We start from the raw sequence: 16,314 nt of genomic DNA, 5'->3' as shown, positions 1-16,314 counted from the left end.
CCGCATGCCCACTCCGCCCACCTCCCTCACCCCGTCCGGTCCCTCCGCCCCGCCCGCGCCCGGCGCGGTTCCCCCCGGGGCCGCCCCGCCCACCCCGCCCAACCCCCTCACGCAGCACGACATCAGCGCCGAAATAGCCGCCGAGCAGCAGGCGTACGCGACCCGGCGAGCGGCCGGCGCCCCCGCCGAGCACCACCCCGACCGCGGCTACGCCCCCTACCGCAGCAGCGCCCTGCGCCACCCCCGGCAGCCGCTCGTCTCCGTGAGCGGCGACCCCGAGGCCGTCGAGCTGACCGGCCCCGTCTTCGGCGCCACGGACCTCACCGCCCTCGACCACGACCTCACCCGGCAGCACCTCGGCGAGCCGCTCGGCGAGCGCATCACGGTCACCGGCCGGGTCCTCGACCGCGAAGGTCGCCCGGTCCGCGGCCAGCTCGTCGAGATCTGGCAGGCCAACGCCTCCGGCCGCTACGCCCACCAGCGCGACGACCACCCGGCCCCGCTCGACCCCCACTTCACCGGCGTCGGCCGCACCCTGACCGGCGACGACGGCGGCTACACGTTCGTCACCGTCAAACCCGGCGCCTACCCCTGGCGCAACCACCGGGGCGCCTGGCGCCCGGCGCACATCCACTTCTCGCTGTTCGGCACCGCGTTCACCCAACGCCTGGTCACCCAGATGTACTTCCCCGGCGACCCGCTCTTCGACTACGACCCGATCCTGCGGTCCGTCACCGACGAGTCCGCGCGGGCCCGGCTGGTCGCCGCCTACGACCACGACCTGTCCACCCCCGAATGGTCGCTCGGCTACCGTTGGGACATCGTCCTCGACGGTCCCGCCGCCACCTGGATCGAGGAGGGCCGCTGATGTCCCTCGCCCCCACCCCCTCGCAGACCGTCGGGCCGTTCTACGGCTACGCCCTGCCCTTCGCCAAGGGCGGCGACATCGCGCCCACCGGCCACCCCGACACCCTCACCGTCCACGGCCGGGTCCACGACGGCGCCGGACAGCCCGTGCCCGACGCCCTCCTGGAGGTCTGGCAGCCCGCCCCCGACGGCTCCCGCACCGGCGCGCCCGGCTCGCTGCGCCGCGACCCCGTCGACGGCCGGGTGATCGGCCGCGACGGCGTGGTCTTCACCGGCTTCGGCCGGGTCACCACCGACGCCGACGGCCGCTACGCGATCCGTACGCTGCCGCCGGGCGGGGTGCCGTACCTGGCGCTGATCGTCTTCGCCCGCGGCCTGCTGCACCACCTGCACACCCGGGTCTACCTGCCCGGGCGCGCCGACGTGGCGGCCGACCCGCTGCTCGCCGCGCTGAGCCCGGCCCGCCGCGCCACGCTGCTGGCCACCCCCGACGAGGGCGCGGCGCCGGGCGTCCTGCGGTTCGACATCCGTCTGCAGTCCGACGGCGTGCACGAGGAGACGGTCTTCCTTGCCTTCGACTGATCCCACCGATTCCACCGATTCCACCGATCTCGCCGATTCCTGTGAACCCACGCCCTCGCGGGAACCCGCCGACGCCGCCGCCCACGCGGACCCCGCCGGGGACTTCGGCCTGCTCGCCCCGGGGCGGGCCGGGTCCGCGGCCGAGGCCGCCACGGGCGACGCCGCGTACGTGCGCGCCATGCTCGACGCCGAGGCCGCGCTCACCCGCGCCCAGGCCGCGCTGGGGCTGGCCCCGGCGTCGGCGGCGGCCGCGGTCACGGCGGCCGCCGCGGTGACCGGCTGCTACGACGTACGCGACCTGGCGCTGCGCTCCCGCGCCGGCGGCAACCCGGTCATCCCGCTGGTCGCCGACCTGACGGCCGCCGCCGCCGAACTCGACCCGGCCGCAGGCGAGTTCGTCCATCGCGGAGCGACCAGCCAGGACATCCTGGACACGGCGACGATGCTCGTCGCCTCCCGCACGCTGGCGACGGTGCTGGCCGACCTGGGCCGCGCGGCCGGCGCGCTGGCCCGGCTCGCCGCCGAGCACCGCGACACGCCGCTGCCCGGCCGCACCCTGACCCAGCACGCCGTCCCCACCACGTTCGGGCTGAAGGCGGTCGGCTGGCGGTCACTGCTGCTCGCCGGACACGACCGGCTGGCGGCCGTACGGAACTCGCTGCCCGCTCAACTCGGCGGTGCGGCAGGGACGTTGGCAGCCGTCGCGGCCTTCGCCGGGGCCGACGACGGCAGCGCGGGGGAGGGGGCCGGCGCGCGGGACCGGGCCGGCGCGGACGACAGTGACAGCGCGCGCGACGGCGACATCGGCCTGCGGTTGCTCGCCGGCTACGCCGCCGAGACCGGCCTCGCCGAGCCCGACCTGCCCTGGCACACGCTCCGCACCCCCGTCGCGGACCTCGCCGGTGCGCTGGCCTTCGCGGCCGGCGCCCTCGGCAAGGTCGCGGCCGACGTGCTGGTGCTGTCCAGGACCGAGATCGGCGAGCTGTCCGAAGGCAGCGGCGGGGGCTCCTCCGCCATGCCGCACAAGGCCAACCCCGTACGCGCCACCCTCATCGCGGCCGCCGCCCGCCAGGTCCCCGCGCTCGCCGCCGTCCTGTTCGGCTCGCTCGCCGCCGAGGACGAACGCCCCGCCGGCGCCTGGCACGCCGAGTGGCAGCCGCTGCGCGAGGCGCTGCGCCTCGTCGGAGGCGCCGCCCGCGACTCCGTCGAACTCGTCGAGGACCTGCGGGTCCACCCGCACCGGATGCGCGCGAACCTCGACGCGACGGACGGCCTCATCGCCACCGAGCACCTCGCCGCCGCCCTCACTGCCCTGATCGGCCGCGGCGAGGCCCGATCCCTCCTCGACCGCGCCGTCCGCCGCGCGGTCGAGGAGGACGTCGAACTCGAGGACGCCCTGCGCGCCGACCCGGTCCTCGCCGCCGCGCTGACCCCCCAGCGCCTGCGCCACCTCCTCGACCCCGTCACCTACCTGGGCTCCGCCCCCGCCCTGGTCGACCGCGCGCTGCGCCCCACCGGACCGTGAGCAGGCGCGCGCGGCGGACGCGGCGCCGACCGGCCGGGCGCGGGGCCAGGCCGTGTGGGGGAAGTCCCTCCCCCTGGCCTGACGGCCGTGAGGTGCCCCCGGGCTCGCGGCGCCTGGCACGCGCACTCGTCCCCAGCCTTCGCCGGGTGGGGGCACCTCCGGCGAAGCCAGGGGGAGCGGCCCCGGCGTTGCCGGAGCCACCCGGGTACGCCCGCGCCTGGCGGCCGGGAGATGCCCGCACCGCCTTGCGATGCGGGGGTGCCCCAGGCCGAAGGCCGTGGTGGACCACCGGACACCGCGAACCAGGCCGGCCCTTCCGGCCACGCCACCAGCGCGGAAGCAGGCGCCGCCGGCCCGTTGGCGGCGTCACCGAGCGGACCGAGGAGAACGTATGACGAACCTGTTGCACCACCGGGTGGACGGCGCCGGCGGCGCGCCGCCGCTCGTCCTCGGCCCGTCCCTCGGCACGTCGCTCGCGGTGTGGGACGCCCAGGTCCCGGCGCTGGCGCGTACGCATCGGGTGATCCGCTACGACCTGCCCGGGCACGGCCGTTCGCCGGCGCGGCTGCCCGCGACCGGCGCCACTGTCGCCGACCTCGGGCGCATGGTGCTGGAACTCGCCGACCGGCTCGGGGTGGAGAGCTTCGCGTACGGCGGGGTGTCGCTCGGGGGCGCGGTCGGCACGTGGCTCGCGGTGCATCACGCCGAGCGGGTCCGCAGCCTCGCGCTGGTGTGCACGTCGGCGCGGTTCGGCGAGCCGTCCGGCTGGCGGGAGCGCGCGGCGCTGGTACGGGCGGAGGGCACCGGGCCGGTCGCCGACACCGCGGTGCACCGGTGGTTCACCCCGGCGTTCGCCGGCGCGCCGGCCGCGGCGGCGCTGGTGGCCGACGCGCGGGCCGCGGACCCGGAGGCGTACGCGGCCTGCTGCGACGCGCTGGCCGCCTTCGACCTGCGCGCGGAGCTGGCGGGCATCACCGTACCGACCTGCGTGATCGCGGGCCGGGACGACCCGGCGACGCCACCCGCGCACGCGCGCGAGCTGGCCGACGGGATCGCCGGGGCGAGCCTGACCGAGGTCGGGCACGCGGCCCACCTGGCGAACGTCGAACGGCCCGGGCCCGTACTGGCGGCGCTGACCGCGCACTTGGCGGACGGGCCGGACGGCGGTGCCTCCGGTGGGCCCTCCGGCGGCCCCTCCGACGACGCCTCCCGGCACGCGGCGGGGATGGCGGTGCGCCGGGCCGTGCTGGGCGACGCGCACGTCGACCGGGCGGCGGCCCGCAGCACCGACTTCACCGCGCCGTTCCAGGACCTCATCACCCGCTACGCGTGGGGCGAGATCTGGACCCGCCCGGGCCTGAGCCGCAGGACCCGCAGTTGCGTCACCCTCACCGCGCTGGTCGCGCGCGGCCATCACGACGAACTGGCCATGCACGTGCGCGCGGCCCTCCGCAACGGCCTGACCCCCGACGAGATCCAGGAAGTCCTGCTCCAGTCGGCCGTCTACTGCGGGGTGCCCGCGGCCAACTCCGCCTTCGCCATCGCCAACCGGGTCCTCGAAGAGGACCGGGCCGAAGAAGAAGAGGGGCACTGATCCTCATGCACACCCCCAACCACACCACCGTCGGCATCATCGGCGGCGGTCCGGCGGGGCTGCTCCTCGCCCGGCTGCTGCACCGCTTCGGCGTCGACTGCGTGGTCCTGGAGAGCCGCGACCGCGACTACGTCGAGCAGCGCCAACGCGCCGGCATCCTCGAACAGTCCACGGTGGACGTGCTGCGGTCCTCCGGCGCCGGCGAGCGGCTCGACCGCGAGGCCCTCGTCCATGACGGCATCGAACTGCGCTGGGACCGCAGGTCGCACCGCATCGACTTCCCGTCCCTCACCGGTGGCCGCCGGGTCTGGGTCTACGCCCAGACCGAGGTCTGCAAGGACCTGATCGCCCTCCAACTGGAGGACGGCGCCCCGCTGCTCTTCGAGGCCCACGTGCGGGCGGTCGAGGGCGCCGACACCGACCGGCCGGTGGTCCGCTACACGCACGAGGGCCAGGCCAGGACCCTCACCTGCGACTACGTGGTGGGTTGCGACGGCTTCCACGGCGTCACCCGCGACGCGGTGCCGGACCGCGTCCGCCGCACCTACGAACGCGTCTACCCCTACTCCTGGTTCGGGGTCCTCGCCGACGTGCCGCCGTCCAGCGACGAACTGGTCTACGCCCACTCGCCGCGCGGCTTCGCGCTGCTGAGCATGCGCTCGCCGACCGTCAGCCGGCTCTACCTCCAGGTCCCCAACGGCACCGATCCCGCCGACTGGCCCGACGAGCGGATCTGGGACGAGCTGGACGCGCGCTTCGCGGTGGACGGCAGCGGCTGGACGCTGAAGCGCGGGCCCATCACCTCCAAGGGGGTGCTGCCGATGCGCAGCTTCGTCTCGGAGCCGATGAGCCACGGCCGGGTCTTCCTGGCCGGCGACGCCGCCCACATCGTGCCGCCCACCGGCGCCAAGGGGCTCAACCTCGCGGCGGCCGACGTGATCGTGCTGGCCAGGGCGTTCGCCGAGCTGAAGGAGACCGGCTCCACCGCGGGACTGGAGGCGTACTCGGCGACCTGCCTGCGGCGGGTCTGGCGGGCCGAGCACTTCTCCTTCTTCATGACCAGCACGCTGCACACCGACCCGGCGCAGGGCCCGTTCGAGACCCGGCTCCAGATCTCCCAGCTCGACCGGATCGCGGCGTCCCCGCACGCGGCCGCCGAACTCGCCGAGAACTACGCGGGGTTGCCGATCGGCTGACCTTGCGGCTGCACGCCGCTTTCGTTCCAACCCGCTTTCGCCCCACTCCGCTCTCGTCCCAACCCGCCGCCGGCCGCGACGCGTTGCCGGTCGCCCGCTGACGGTTGCCCGCCGTCGCCGCCGTCGCCGCCGTCGCCGCCGTACCCGCCTGTCCCGGCGGGTGCGGCGGCTTCTGTGCGTCCCGGGGCGCGGTGGGCCGGTGGGCCGCTCCGCACAGGATGCGGCGGAAAACCGTCGGCTACCTTGACACCAAGCTACCAAGAAGGTTGTGTGGATCGCGACGCCAGGACGCCCTCGGCGGGACGTGCCGTTCACGGGACCGCCGGTTCGCGCGTCCACGCCGGCCGCACGAGCCGGCCACCCCACCCCGGCCGCACACGGGCTCACACCGGACACCGGAGGACAGCGATGAAGATCGCGCCGTACGACGAGAACGCGTACAAGATGGACCACCCCAGAGGGACGGTCTCGTTCAACTACCTGCTGATGGGGGACCGCGGCAAGCCCCTGGAGAACTACCGCTACATCCTCGGCCGGCAGGAAGCCGACTTCCGCATGCCCCGGCACTGCCACACCTTCGAGCAGATCCGCCTGCCGATCGTCGGCGACATGAACCTGGGCGAGCAGGGGATTCTGCGCGAGGGCGAGGTCGGCTACTTCCCCGAGGGGCAGACCTACGGGCCGCAGGACGACCCGCTCGGCGACCCGAAGCAGCTCCAGCTGGTGCTCCAGTTCGGCGGCGCCTCCGCGCTCGGCATGGGGGCCGGCCGCGGCCGCGGCCCGGACAACAAGGAGGCGCAGGCCGAGCGGCGCGAGCGCCGGCCGATGAAGTTCCCGCGGCCGCGCTACAACGGAGTGGTGATCAGCAACCCCGTGCACTTCAACTGGGTGCCGGTGGCCGGGGCGACCGGGGTCGAGCGCAAGCACATCGGCACCTACACCGAGCGGCGGTTCTGGATCGAGTTCCTCAAGATCGAGGCCGGCGCCGAGTGGATCTGCGCGAGCGAGGACGCGCGCCGGCTGACCGTGGTGCTCTCGGGCGCGGGCACCGTCGAGGACACCGCGATCGGTCGGCTGGGAGCGGTCGAGGCCGACCCGGGGGAGAAGGCGCGCTACGTCGCGACCTCGGAGCTGCTGCTCTTCACGGTGGGCCTGCCGCCGATCCACGTGCCGGCCGTGCCCTCCGACCAGTTCGACCTCGTCACGACCGACGGCGGGATCAGGTTCGAGAACTCCCGGGACGCCGACGCCGGTTGAGCCCGGCGCGTTCGCGGCCGGGTGCGCCGGTGGCTCCGGCTCCGGCAGCTGGGCGATTGGCCGCCGGCGGTTGGCGGTCGGCGGTCGGCGGTCGGCGGCTCGGGGCGCGCGGGTGGTCCCGGGCCCTGCCCCGCCCGGTCGCCCCTCCGCCGGGCCGCCCGGACGCCCGAACGCCCGAACGCCCGCTCGCACCACTCCCGTTCCTCCCGCACGCCCCCTCATCCGCACCCACGGAAAGCACCCCAGATCCCCGTGAAAATAGCCTCCCGGCGGACGCCCTTCGGCGACCGGCTCTGCTTCCCCGACGTCGTTCCGGGTCAACTTGTCGATATCCAGGCCGCGTTCGTCCGTCGGCTGGAGACCGGCGGCGTGCATCGGGACGACGCCCTGGCCCGGGCCCGCCTCGCCGTCGCCGGCGACCTGCCCGCGCTGCTGCGGGCGGACCCTCAACTGACGTCCGTCCGTGAGGTGTTCGAGTGGGCGGTCGGCCATGCCGGCGGCGGCGATCTGGACGAGGACTGCCTGTGGTCCGACGCACCCGCCCGGCTCGGACCGCCGATCGGCCGGCCGGGGACCATCTGGTGCATGCTCGCCAACTACCCCCGCGAGCGGCCCGGCGCCGCCGGACCGGCACCGTCCGGTACGGCACCCGCGCCGGCCCGGCGGAGCCCGCAGGGCTGCCTGAAGGCCGCCAGTGCGCTGGCCGGGCCGCACGACGACCTGCGGTACCCGGCGATCTGCGAGAAGGTCGACCCGGAGATGGAGCTGGGCGTCGTCATCGGTTCCCGCGCGCGCCACCTCACCCCCGAGAACGCGATGCGGGCGGTGGCCGGTTACGTCGGCTTCTGCGACGTCGGCTCGCGGGACGTCTCCGAGCGGGACGGCAACCGGATGGACCGCGGCAAGGGGTTCGACACGTTCGGGATCGCCGGCCCCTGGTTCGTCACCGCGGACGAGATCCCCGACCCGCACCGGCTGAGCATCCGCTCCTGGGTCAACGGCGAGCCGCGGCAGGACGGCAGCACCGCCGAGATGTTCCACTCCGTTCCCGACCAGCTGGCCTGGCTCACCGAGGCCCTCACCCTCGTGCCCGGTGACCTGCTCTCGACCGGAACGCCCCTGGGCCACCCCCTCGTCAAGCCCGGCGACGTGGTCCGCGGGGAGATCGAGGGGCTCGGCGTCATCGAGACCGCGGTCGTCGCCGACCGCTGAGGGCCGCCCGCCGCCCGCCCCGCCCCGCCCCGCGGCGCACACGGCGCACGACCGTACGACCGCACCGGTCGCGATCGACGCGACGAACCCGTACCCGACGAACCCGTACAAGGAGTCACCGACATGGCATACCTGACCCTGGCCCAGGCATCCGAGATCGTGGATGCCGCACTCGGCCACGCACGCGAGCTGGGGCTGCGGCCGCTGACCATCACCGTGCTCGACCCGGGCGGCCACCCGCAGGTGGTCAAGCGGGAGGACGGCGCGGGCATCCTGCGCCCGCAGATCGCGCACGCCAAGGCGTGGGGCTGCCTCGGCACCGGCTCGGGCGGCGCCACGGGAGCGCGGCACGCGACGCGCGACCCCGCGTTCTTCGCCGCGCTCGCGGCGATCTCCGAGGGCCGCATCGCCTCCTCCCGGGGCGGGGTGCTGATCCGGGACGAGGACGGCGCGCTGCTCGGCTCGGTGGGCGTCAGCGGTGAGCGGCCGGAGAACGACGAGGCCGTCGCGGTCTTCGGCGTGCGGAAGGCCGGGCTGGTGGCCGACGCGGGCTGAGCGCGGCCCGCGCGGGCGGCCCGGACCGGCGGGAGGTCCCGGCCGCCGCCGTACCCTTCCGAGCCGAACCGCCGCTCGCCGTAAGCCCGTTGACCGCCCGCGCTGACGTGCTCCGCCTGGCGGGCGCCGAGTCGGGCGGGTCAGCGGTCAGCGGTCAGGGGTGGGTGGCGGGGCCGGGGTGTGGCCGTCGAAGACGCTCAGCAGGCGTTCGGCGGCGGCCGCGGCCGTCATCGTGCCGGCCCGGACCTGCTCCTCGAGGCCGGGGGCCAGCGCCTGGACGCCCGGGTGGCCGTGCAGCCGGCCGAGCAGCTCGTCGTCGGCCATGGCCCACGCCCAGTCCACCTGCTGGTCGCGGCGCTTGGCCGCCAGCCGGCCGCCGGCCTCCAGCAGCGCGCGGTGCTGCTCCAGCCGCTCCCACACGGTGTCGAGCCCGGTGGACTCGCGGGCGCTGCAACTGAGCACCGGCGGCGTCCAGTTGGCGTCCGCGGGGTGCATCAGGCGCAGCGCGCCGGCCAGTTCGCGGGCGGCGCCGCGCGCGTCGCGCTCGTGCGGCCCGTCGGCCTTGTTGACCGCGATCACGTCGGCCAGCTCCAGCACGCCCTTCTTGATGCCCTGGAGCTGGTCGCCGGTGCGGGCGAGCGTGAGCAGCAGGAAGGAGTCCACCATCCTGGCCACGGCCGTCTCCGACTGGCCGACGCCGACGGTCTCCACCAGCACCACGTCGTATCCGGCGGCCTCCATCACCACCATGGACTCCCGGGTGGCCTTCGCGACGCCGCCCAGGGTGCCCGCGCTCGGCGACGGCCGCACGAACGCCGCCGGGTCCACCGCCAGCCGCTCCATCCGGGTCTTGTCGCCGAGGATGGAGCCGCCGGTCCGGGTCGAGGAGGGGTCCACCGCCAGCACCGCGACCCGGTGCCCGAGCGAGGTGAGCATCGTTCCGAACGCGTCGATGAAGGTGGACTTGCCCACGCCCGGCACCCCGCTGACGCCGATCCGCCGGGCCCCGCCGCTGTACGGCAGCAGCTCCGTCAGCAGCCGCTGCGCCAGCACCCGGTGCTCGGCGCGGGTGGACTCCACCAGCGTGATCGCCCGCGCGACGAACGCCCGCCGGCCGTCCAGCACGCCCTTCGCGTAACCCTCGACATCCCTGAGCATGCCGCGGCTACAACTCCCCGTGGCCTAGGGCCGCGCCGAGGCGGGCCACCAGATCGCGCGCCGCGTCGGGGATCACCGTGCCCGGCGGGAAGACCGCGGTGGCGCCCGCCTCGTGGAGCGCGGCGATGTCCTGCGGAGGGATGACGCCGCCCACCACGATCATGATGTCCTCCCGCCCCTCGGCGGCCAGTTCCTCCCGCAGCGCCGGCACCAGGGTGAGGTGCCCGGCGGCCAGCGAGGACACGCCGACGATGTGCACGTCGGCCTCCACCGCCTGCCGCGCCACCTCGGCGGGGGTCTGGAACAGCGGGCCGACGTCCACGTCGAAGCCGAGGTCGGCGAAGGCGGTGGCGATCACCTTCTGGCCGCGGTCGTGCCCGTCCTGCCCCATCTTGGCGACGAGGATGCGCGGGCGGCGCCCCTCCGCCTTCTCGAACCGCTCGACCAGGTCCCGGGTGCCCTGCACGGTGGGGGACTGGCCGGCCTCGTTGCGGTACACACCCGTGATGGTACGGATCTGGCCCGCGTGCCGCCCGTAGACCTGCTCCAGGGCGTCGGAGATCTCGCCGACCGTCGCCTTGGCGCGGGCCGCGTCCACCGCGAGCGCCAGCAGGTTGCCGTCGAGGTCGGCGCCCGGCGCGCGCCCGGCCGCCGCGGTCAGCGCCCGCAGCGCGTCCTGGCAGGCGGCCTCGTCGCGCTCCTCGCGCAGCCGTCGCAACTTGGCGACCTGCTGGGCGCGCACCGAGGAGTTGTCGACCGACCGGACGTCGATCTGCTCGTCGGTCTCCACCCGGTACTTGTTGACGCCGATGACCGGCTGCCGGCCGGAGTCGATCCGCGCCTGCGTGCGGGCCGCGGCCTCCTCCACCCGCAGCTTCGGGATGCCCGCGTCGATGGCCTGCGCCATGCCGCCGGCCGCCTCGACCTCCTGGATGTGCTGCCAGGCCCGCCCGGCCAGGTCGTGCGTGAGCCGCTCGACGTACGCGCTGCCGCCCCACGGGTCGATCACCCGGCAGGTGCCCGACTCCTGCTGGAGCAGCAGTTGGGTGTTGCGGGCGATCCGGGCGGAGAAGTCCGTCGGCAGGGCGAGCGCCTCGTCGAGCGCGTTGGTGTGCAGGGACTGGGTGTGGCCCTGGGTGGCGGCCATCGCCTCCACGCAGGTGCGGGTGACGTTGTTGAAGACGTCCTGCGCGGTCAGCGACCAGCCGGAGGTCTGCGAATGGGTGCGCAGCGACAGCGACTTGGGGTTCTTCGGGTCGAACTGCCGCACCAGCCGGGCCCACAGCAGCCGGGCCGCGCGCAACTTCGCGATCTCCATGAAGAAGTTCATGCCGATCGCCCAGAAGAACGACAGCCGCGGCGCGAAGGCGTCCACGTCGAGCCCCGCGGCCTGGCCCGCCCGCAGGTACTCCACGCCGTCGGCCAGCGTGTAGGCCAGCTCCAGGTCGGCCGTCGCCCCGGCCTCCTGGATGTGGTAGCCGGAGATGGAGATGGAGTTGTAGCGCGGCATCTTCCGCGAGGTGTACGCGAAGATGTCGGAGATGATCCGCATCGACGGCCGGGGCGGGTAGATGTAGGTGTTGCGGACCATGAACTCCTTGAGGATGTCGTTCTGGATGGTGCCGGCCAGCTTCTCCGGCGGCACCCCCTGCTCCTCGGCGGCCACGATGTAGAGGGCGAGCACGGGCAGCACCGCGCCGTTCATCGTCATCGACACGGTCATCCGGTCCAGCGGGATGCCGTCGAAGAGCTGCCGCATGTCGTAGATCGAGTCGATCGCCACGCCCGCCATGCCGACGTCGCCGGTCACCCGCGGGTGGTCGCTGTCGTAGCCGCGGTGCGTGGGCAGGTCGAAGGCGACCGACAGGCCCTTCTGGCCGGCCGCGAGGTTGCGCCGGTAGAAGGCGTTGGACTCCTCGGCGGTGGAGAAGCCGGCGTACTGCCGGATCGTCCAGGGCTGGTTGACGTACATCGTCGGGTACGGGCCGCGCAGGTAGGGCGCGATGCCCGGGTAGGTGCCCAGCGAGGTCAGGCCCTCCAGGTCGGCGCCGGTGTAGAGCGGCTTGACCCCGATGCCCTCCGGGGTCTCCCACACCGGATCGGGGTCGCCGCCGCCGGCGGCCTCCTTCACCGCCGCACGCCACTGCTCCTCGGTGGCCTGCGCGGGGGCGCCCGGCCCCAGCGGGATCTGCGAGAAGTCCGGAACCTGTGAGAAGTCCGGTGCCTGCGAGAAGTCCGGGGTCTGCATCACGCCGCCACTCCCGCACGGTCGAGGACGGAGGTCAGGACCGCGACGGCGTCGCAGCCCAGGAAGAGGTGGGCGTCGGCGCCCGGGCCGGCGGCGGGCTTCCCCGCCAGGCCGATCCAGCGCGCCCCGGCCGAGCGGAGCGCCGCCAGCACCGGCTCGGCCTGCTCGGCGTAGAGCGCGTCGCTGGAGCACAGGCAGGCGAGTTCCGCGCCGCTGGCGGCGAACGCCGCGGCGACGCTGTCGGCGTCGACGGTCACCGGGTCGTGCACCGGCTCGACGCCGCCGGCCTGGAACAGGTTCGCCGCGAAGGAGACCCGCCCGGTGTGCACCGACGGCGGTCCGAGCGCGGCCAGGAAGACCCTCGGGCGCTCCCCGGTGCTCGCCAGGTGGGCGTCGGAGCGGGCGCGCAGCTGTTCGTACGCCTCGTCGCGGCGGACCTGCGGAAGGGCGCGGGCACGGCCCTGCGGCACGTCCCGCGACGGCTTGTCCGCCGTGCCGGGTGCGGTCTGGGCCGGGTCGGGCTCGCGCACCACGGGCCGCTCGGCCAGGTGCGGGAACTCGCTGACGCCGGTCACCGGTTCGCGGCGGGTGGCCAGCGCGCGCTTGCGGGCCTGCCAGGTGGCCGCGATGCGCTCGCCGGCGAGCCCTGAGGACAGCGCCTTCTCCTGGCCGCCGGCCGCCTCCAGCTCCTGGAAGAACTCCCAGGCGCTGTGGGCGAGTTCGTCGGTCAGCCGCTCCACGTACCAGGACCCGCCGGCGGGGTCGGCGACCCGGCCCAGGTGGGACTCCTCCAGCAGGATCGTGGAGGTGTTGCGGGCGATCCTGCGGGCGAACGCGTCGGGCAGGCCGAGCGCTTCGTCGAAGGGGAGCACGGTCACCGCGTCGGCGCCGCCCACCCCGGCGCCCAGGCAGGCGAGGGTGGTGCGCAGCATGTTCACGTACGGGTCGCGCCGGGTCATCATCACCGTCGAGGTGACGGCGTGCTGCCGCTGGCCGCCCGCCGCCAGGGCGCCGGCGACCTCCGTGACCCTGGCCCAGGTCCGGCGGGCCGCGCGCAGCTTGGCGATGGTGAGGAACTGGTCGGCGGTGGCCGCGTACCGGAACTCCAGCTGCCCGCAGGCGGTGTCGGCGTCCAGCCCGGCGGCGGTGAGCGTACGCAGGTAGGCCACGCCGGTGGCGAGCGAGGCGCCCAGCTCCTGCGCGGCCGACGCTCCTGCCTCGTGGTACGGCAGCGCGTCCACGGTCAGGGCCCGCAGGTGCGGATACCGCTCGGCGGTCCGCGCGGCCAGCGCCACCGCGTCGTCGTACCCGGGGGCCGCGCCGGTCCGGGCGGCCAGGCCGAGCGGGTCCGCGCCGAGGTTGCCGCGGGCCTGGCCGGCGTCGACGCCCTCCCGGTCGAAGAGGCTCAGCAACTCCTCGGCGGCGGCGCCGGTTTCGGCGCCGGCCTCCAGCACGATCGGGGCCAGGTCGAGGTAGACGCCCGCCAGTGCCTGCCCGAGGCCGGTCACCGGCAGGCCCGCGCCGCCCACCGCCAGCCACACCGAGGTGACGCCGTTCTCCAGGTCGGCGAGCACCGCCTCGTTGGCTGCGGCGGCCTGCGGCGACCGGTGCCGCTGGCGTACGTCCCAGCCGCCGAGCGGCCGGCTGCCGCGCACATACGGTGCGAAGCCCGGCAGGCCGGGGTCGGGCGAGGTGTCGTCGGCGGTGTAGAGCGGGTGCACGGTGAGACCGCCGGCCAGCTCGGTCGACAGCGCCTGCTCGGCCTCCTCGCCGGAGACCTCGCGACCCGACTTGCGCAGTACACCTGCCACGAGCGCTTGCCACTGTTCGCGCGTGGCGTGCGGAAACACGTCGGGTTCTGAGACCCCGTCGTCCGGCAGAACTGTCATGGCACCGATGCTAGGGAAGCCACCTGCCCGATGTCTGCCTCGCGAGGTGAACAGCTACCGCCCCGTAGCGTGACATCGCCCACTTCCACGGGCCTGGCCGCCCGGCCTGACGTGCGGCTTCGCCGGGCACGGCGAGTGACGCCCGCGCGGCGGGGGACCGGCGGGGCCGCGGAGACTGGGGAAATGCCGGGCGGTTCCGTCCTGTGAGGTTCGGAACGGTTTAACGGCGCGGGGTGCCCGGGCGCCCCGTACGAGGGTGACCTCTCCCCGGCGTGGCGGCTGGGAGCGGACCGGCCGTCTGGCTCACCGGGACCCCCGCATCGACGGTCCTCGGGAGCATCGGGCACCGCGCACCGGGCGGACCGTTCCGTCGGGGCACCGGCGGTCCGCCGGCGGGGTCAGCAGTAGGGCGCCTGGTTGGTGAGGGCGGTCGCCACGCGCGTCCACACCCCGAAGAGCCGGTAGAGCTGGGGGAGCGGTCCGGAGACCCGGACCGTCCGGTCGTCGGCGGAGGTGACGCCCGGGATGCCGAGCAGCGTGGCGGCGACCGACGCGGACTGCCAGCGGACGGTGAGGGTGGACGGGGCGTGGCCGGCGGCGGATTCGGCGGGTTCGGGGGCGGGGTCGGTGGTGGCGGCGCGCCGGGCGGTGAGGGTGGTGGCGACCGCGGTCTCGATGGCCAGGCGGGCCTCGGCGACCGGGGACAGCTCGGCGGCGAACCGTCCGGCCGCCCGCTTGACGGCGACACAGGTGACCGCGGGGTCCCACGCGGCCGTCTCGGCGCAGGCCGTGTCGTCGCCGGAGAGCATCACCACCGGGACGCCGAGTGCCGCCGCGGTGGCGTGCGCCAGCCCGATCTCGCCGACCGGCCGGTCGTCGAGCCACATGTCCTCGATCTCGTGGCCCATGAAGCTGTGGCTCATCACGCCCAGCGCGCCGGCGCGGGAGTGGTAGCCGACGCAGAGCGCCGCGTCGTGGCCCGCGTCGAGCCCTTCGAGCATGCCCATGGCCTTGGGCCGGCCGCGGACCAGGCGCGCGGCCGGGTGCAGCAGTTCGGGGAGCAGGTTGCGCATCGGCCCGTGCGCGTCGTTGACGGTGACCGCGGTGGCGCCGGCCGACAGGGCGCCGCGGACGGCCGCGTTGACGTCCTCGGTCATCATCACCCGGCCGCGTTCGTAGTCCCGGCCGCCGGGCTGCACGTCGTCGGCGTCGACGAGCCCGGTGACGCCTTCCATGTCGGCGCTGATGTAGATCCGCAAAGCTGCACTCTCCCTGGTGGTCGATCACTTGCTCGGACGCAGGGAGGGTGCGCCGCGGTTCGGGCCGGTGGCGATCTTCGTGCGTCCGGCTGCGTGCGTCCGGCTGCGTGCGTCCGGCTTCGTGCGACCGGCTGCGTGCGTCCGGCGGGGCCGGCGGGGTGCGTTACGCCTGTCCGCCCGTCCGCTCTCGCGCCCCTCCGGGTGCGGGTGCCGATACGCGTGCGGGGTCAGCGGGGCTTCTCCAGCCCGGGCAGCGCTTCGATGACGGAGCGCAGATGGGCCCGCATCGCCGCCTCGGCGGCGTCCGGGTCGGCCGCGCACACCGCGTCGATGACGGCGAGGTGCTGGGGCAGCGAGACCTGCGGGCGGCCCGGGTGCATGGCCAGCCGGAACTGGCGGCGGACGTTCTGCCCGTGCAGGCGCTCCAGCACCGCGCAGGCGGTGTGCTGGCCGCTCATGGCCAGCACGCGGGCGTGCAGCCGGCGGTTGAGGTCGGAGTAGCCGAGCACGTCGCCGGAGGCCACCGCCGCCTTCATCCGCGCGCCGAGGTCGCGCAGCGCCTCGCGGTCGTCGTCGGTGACGCGCTCCGCGGCCTTGGCCGCGCACAGGCCCTCCAGGGCCATCCGCACCTCGGTGATCTCGACGGCCTCGTCGAGCGACACGGCGCGGACCCGGGCACCGCGGTTCTGGATGCGCTCGACCAGCCCCTCGGTGGCCAGTTGGGCGAGCGCGTTGCGCACGCTCGCCCGGCTGGCGCCGAACTGCTCGGACAGCTCGGCCTCCACGAGGCGCTGGTTGGGGGCGAAGTCCCCGGCGGTGACGGCCTCGCGGATCGCGTCGGCGACCTTCGACCCGGCCGGGTCCGCCGCTGCGGCCGTCCTCGCGGTCACAGCCATGACCGGTCCCCCGTTCCTCACATTGGTGACAATATTGTTTCCCGTATCGTAGCGGGTCCGGGTGCCGCCGGAGGTC

13 protein-coding genes are annotated in these 16,314 nt (G+C 75.1%); 8 read left to right on the top strand and 5 right to left on the bottom strand.

Annotated elements, in window-relative coordinates; all coding sequences use genetic code 11:
- The first annotated feature begins 4 nt into the window (after positions 1 to 4).
- The 8 genes from pcaH (at position 5) to AB0399_RS29155 (ending at position 8,788) form a co-directional block, all read left to right on the top strand.
- A complete protein-coding gene (gene pcaH / locus AB0399_RS29190; protein ID WP_366413382.1) occupies positions 5 to 868 on the top strand; it encodes a protocatechuate 3,4-dioxygenase subunit beta in 864 nt (287 codons plus the stop codon).
- Positions 868 to 1,449 carry a protocatechuate 3,4-dioxygenase subunit alpha gene (gene pcaG / locus AB0399_RS29185; protein ID WP_366413381.1) on the top strand — a complete coding sequence of 194 codons (582 nt, stop codon included), beginning with the start codon at positions 868 to 870 and terminating at the stop codon, positions 1,447 to 1,449. The genes pcaH and pcaG overlap by 1 nt, the downstream gene beginning before the upstream one ends.
- Positions 1,450 to 1,558: 109 nt before the next feature.
- Positions 1,559 to 2,974 carry a 3-carboxy-cis,cis-muconate cycloisomerase gene (gene pcaB, locus AB0399_RS29180; RefSeq protein WP_366413392.1) on the top strand — a complete coding sequence of 472 codons (1,416 nt, stop codon included), beginning with the start codon at positions 1,559 to 1,561 and terminating at the stop codon, positions 2,972 to 2,974.
- A gap of 391 nt (positions 2,975 to 3,365) precedes the next feature.
- Positions 3,366 to 4,568, top strand: coding sequence for a 3-oxoadipate enol-lactonase (pcaD, locus tag AB0399_RS29175; protein WP_366413380.1), 1,203 nt, complete (start codon positions 3,366 to 3,368; stop codon positions 4,566 to 4,568).
- Positions 4,569 to 4,573: 5 nt separating this feature from the next.
- The gene (locus AB0399_RS29170; protein WP_366413379.1) at positions 4,574 to 5,764 is read left to right on the top strand and encodes a 4-hydroxybenzoate 3-monooxygenase; all 1,191 of its coding nucleotides are present in this window, start codon (positions 4,574 to 4,576) and stop codon (positions 5,762 to 5,764) included.
- Between the two features lie 408 nt (positions 5,765 to 6,172).
- A complete protein-coding gene (locus AB0399_RS29165) occupies positions 6,173 to 7,021 on the top strand; it encodes a hypothetical protein (protein ID WP_366413378.1) in 849 nt (282 codons plus the stop codon).
- A 252-nt stretch (positions 7,022 to 7,273) separates the two neighbouring features.
- Positions 7,274 to 8,233, top strand: a complete 960-nt coding sequence (locus AB0399_RS29160; protein ID WP_366413377.1) for a fumarylacetoacetate hydrolase family protein — start codon at positions 7,274 to 7,276, stop codon at positions 8,231 to 8,233.
- Positions 8,234 to 8,356: 123 nt separating this feature from the next.
- The gene (locus AB0399_RS29155; protein ID WP_329372339.1) at positions 8,357 to 8,788 is read left to right on the top strand and encodes a heme-binding protein; all 432 of its coding nucleotides are present in this window, start codon (positions 8,357 to 8,359) and stop codon (positions 8,786 to 8,788) included.
- Between the two features lie 147 nt (positions 8,789 to 8,935).
- Here the strand turns inward: AB0399_RS29155 and meaB are convergent, their stop codons facing one another.
- The 5 genes from meaB to AB0399_RS29130 form a co-directional block, all read right to left on the bottom strand.
- Positions 8,936 to 9,946 carry a methylmalonyl Co-A mutase-associated GTPase MeaB gene (meaB, locus tag AB0399_RS29150; protein ID WP_329372341.1) on the bottom strand — a complete coding sequence of 337 codons (1,011 nt, stop codon included), beginning with the start codon at positions 9,944 to 9,946 and terminating at the stop codon, positions 8,936 to 8,938.
- Positions 9,947 to 9,953: 7 nt separating this feature from the next.
- A complete protein-coding gene (scpA, locus tag AB0399_RS29145; RefSeq protein WP_366413391.1) occupies positions 9,954 to 12,194 on the bottom strand; it encodes a methylmalonyl-CoA mutase in 2,241 nt (746 codons plus the stop codon).
- Positions 12,194 to 14,083 (bottom strand): methylmalonyl-CoA mutase family protein, encoded by a 1,890-nt coding sequence (locus tag AB0399_RS29140; RefSeq protein ID WP_366413376.1) that lies wholly within the window; start codon positions 14,081 to 14,083, stop codon positions 12,194 to 12,196. The genes scpA and AB0399_RS29140 overlap by 1 nt, the downstream gene beginning before the upstream one ends.
- Before the next feature lie 398 nt (positions 14,084 to 14,481).
- Positions 14,482 to 15,342: a M55 family metallopeptidase gene (locus AB0399_RS29135; RefSeq protein ID WP_366413375.1), complete on the bottom strand. Its 861-nt coding sequence runs from the start codon at positions 15,340 to 15,342 to the stop codon at positions 14,482 to 14,484.
- A 227-nt stretch (positions 15,343 to 15,569) separates the two neighbouring features.
- Positions 15,570 to 16,238, bottom strand: coding sequence for a GntR family transcriptional regulator (locus AB0399_RS29130; protein ID WP_366413374.1), 669 nt, complete (start codon positions 16,236 to 16,238; stop codon positions 15,570 to 15,572).
- Between the last annotated feature and the right edge of the window lie 76 nt (positions 16,239 to 16,314).

The organism is Streptomyces sp. NPDC088194 (assembly GCF_040702025.1).
GTDB lineage: Bacteria > Actinomycetota > Actinomycetes > Streptomycetales > Streptomycetaceae > Actinacidiphila.
The sequence above is the reverse complement of the archived record's forward strand: the minus strand, read 5'-3'. Positions and strand labels throughout refer to the sequence as shown.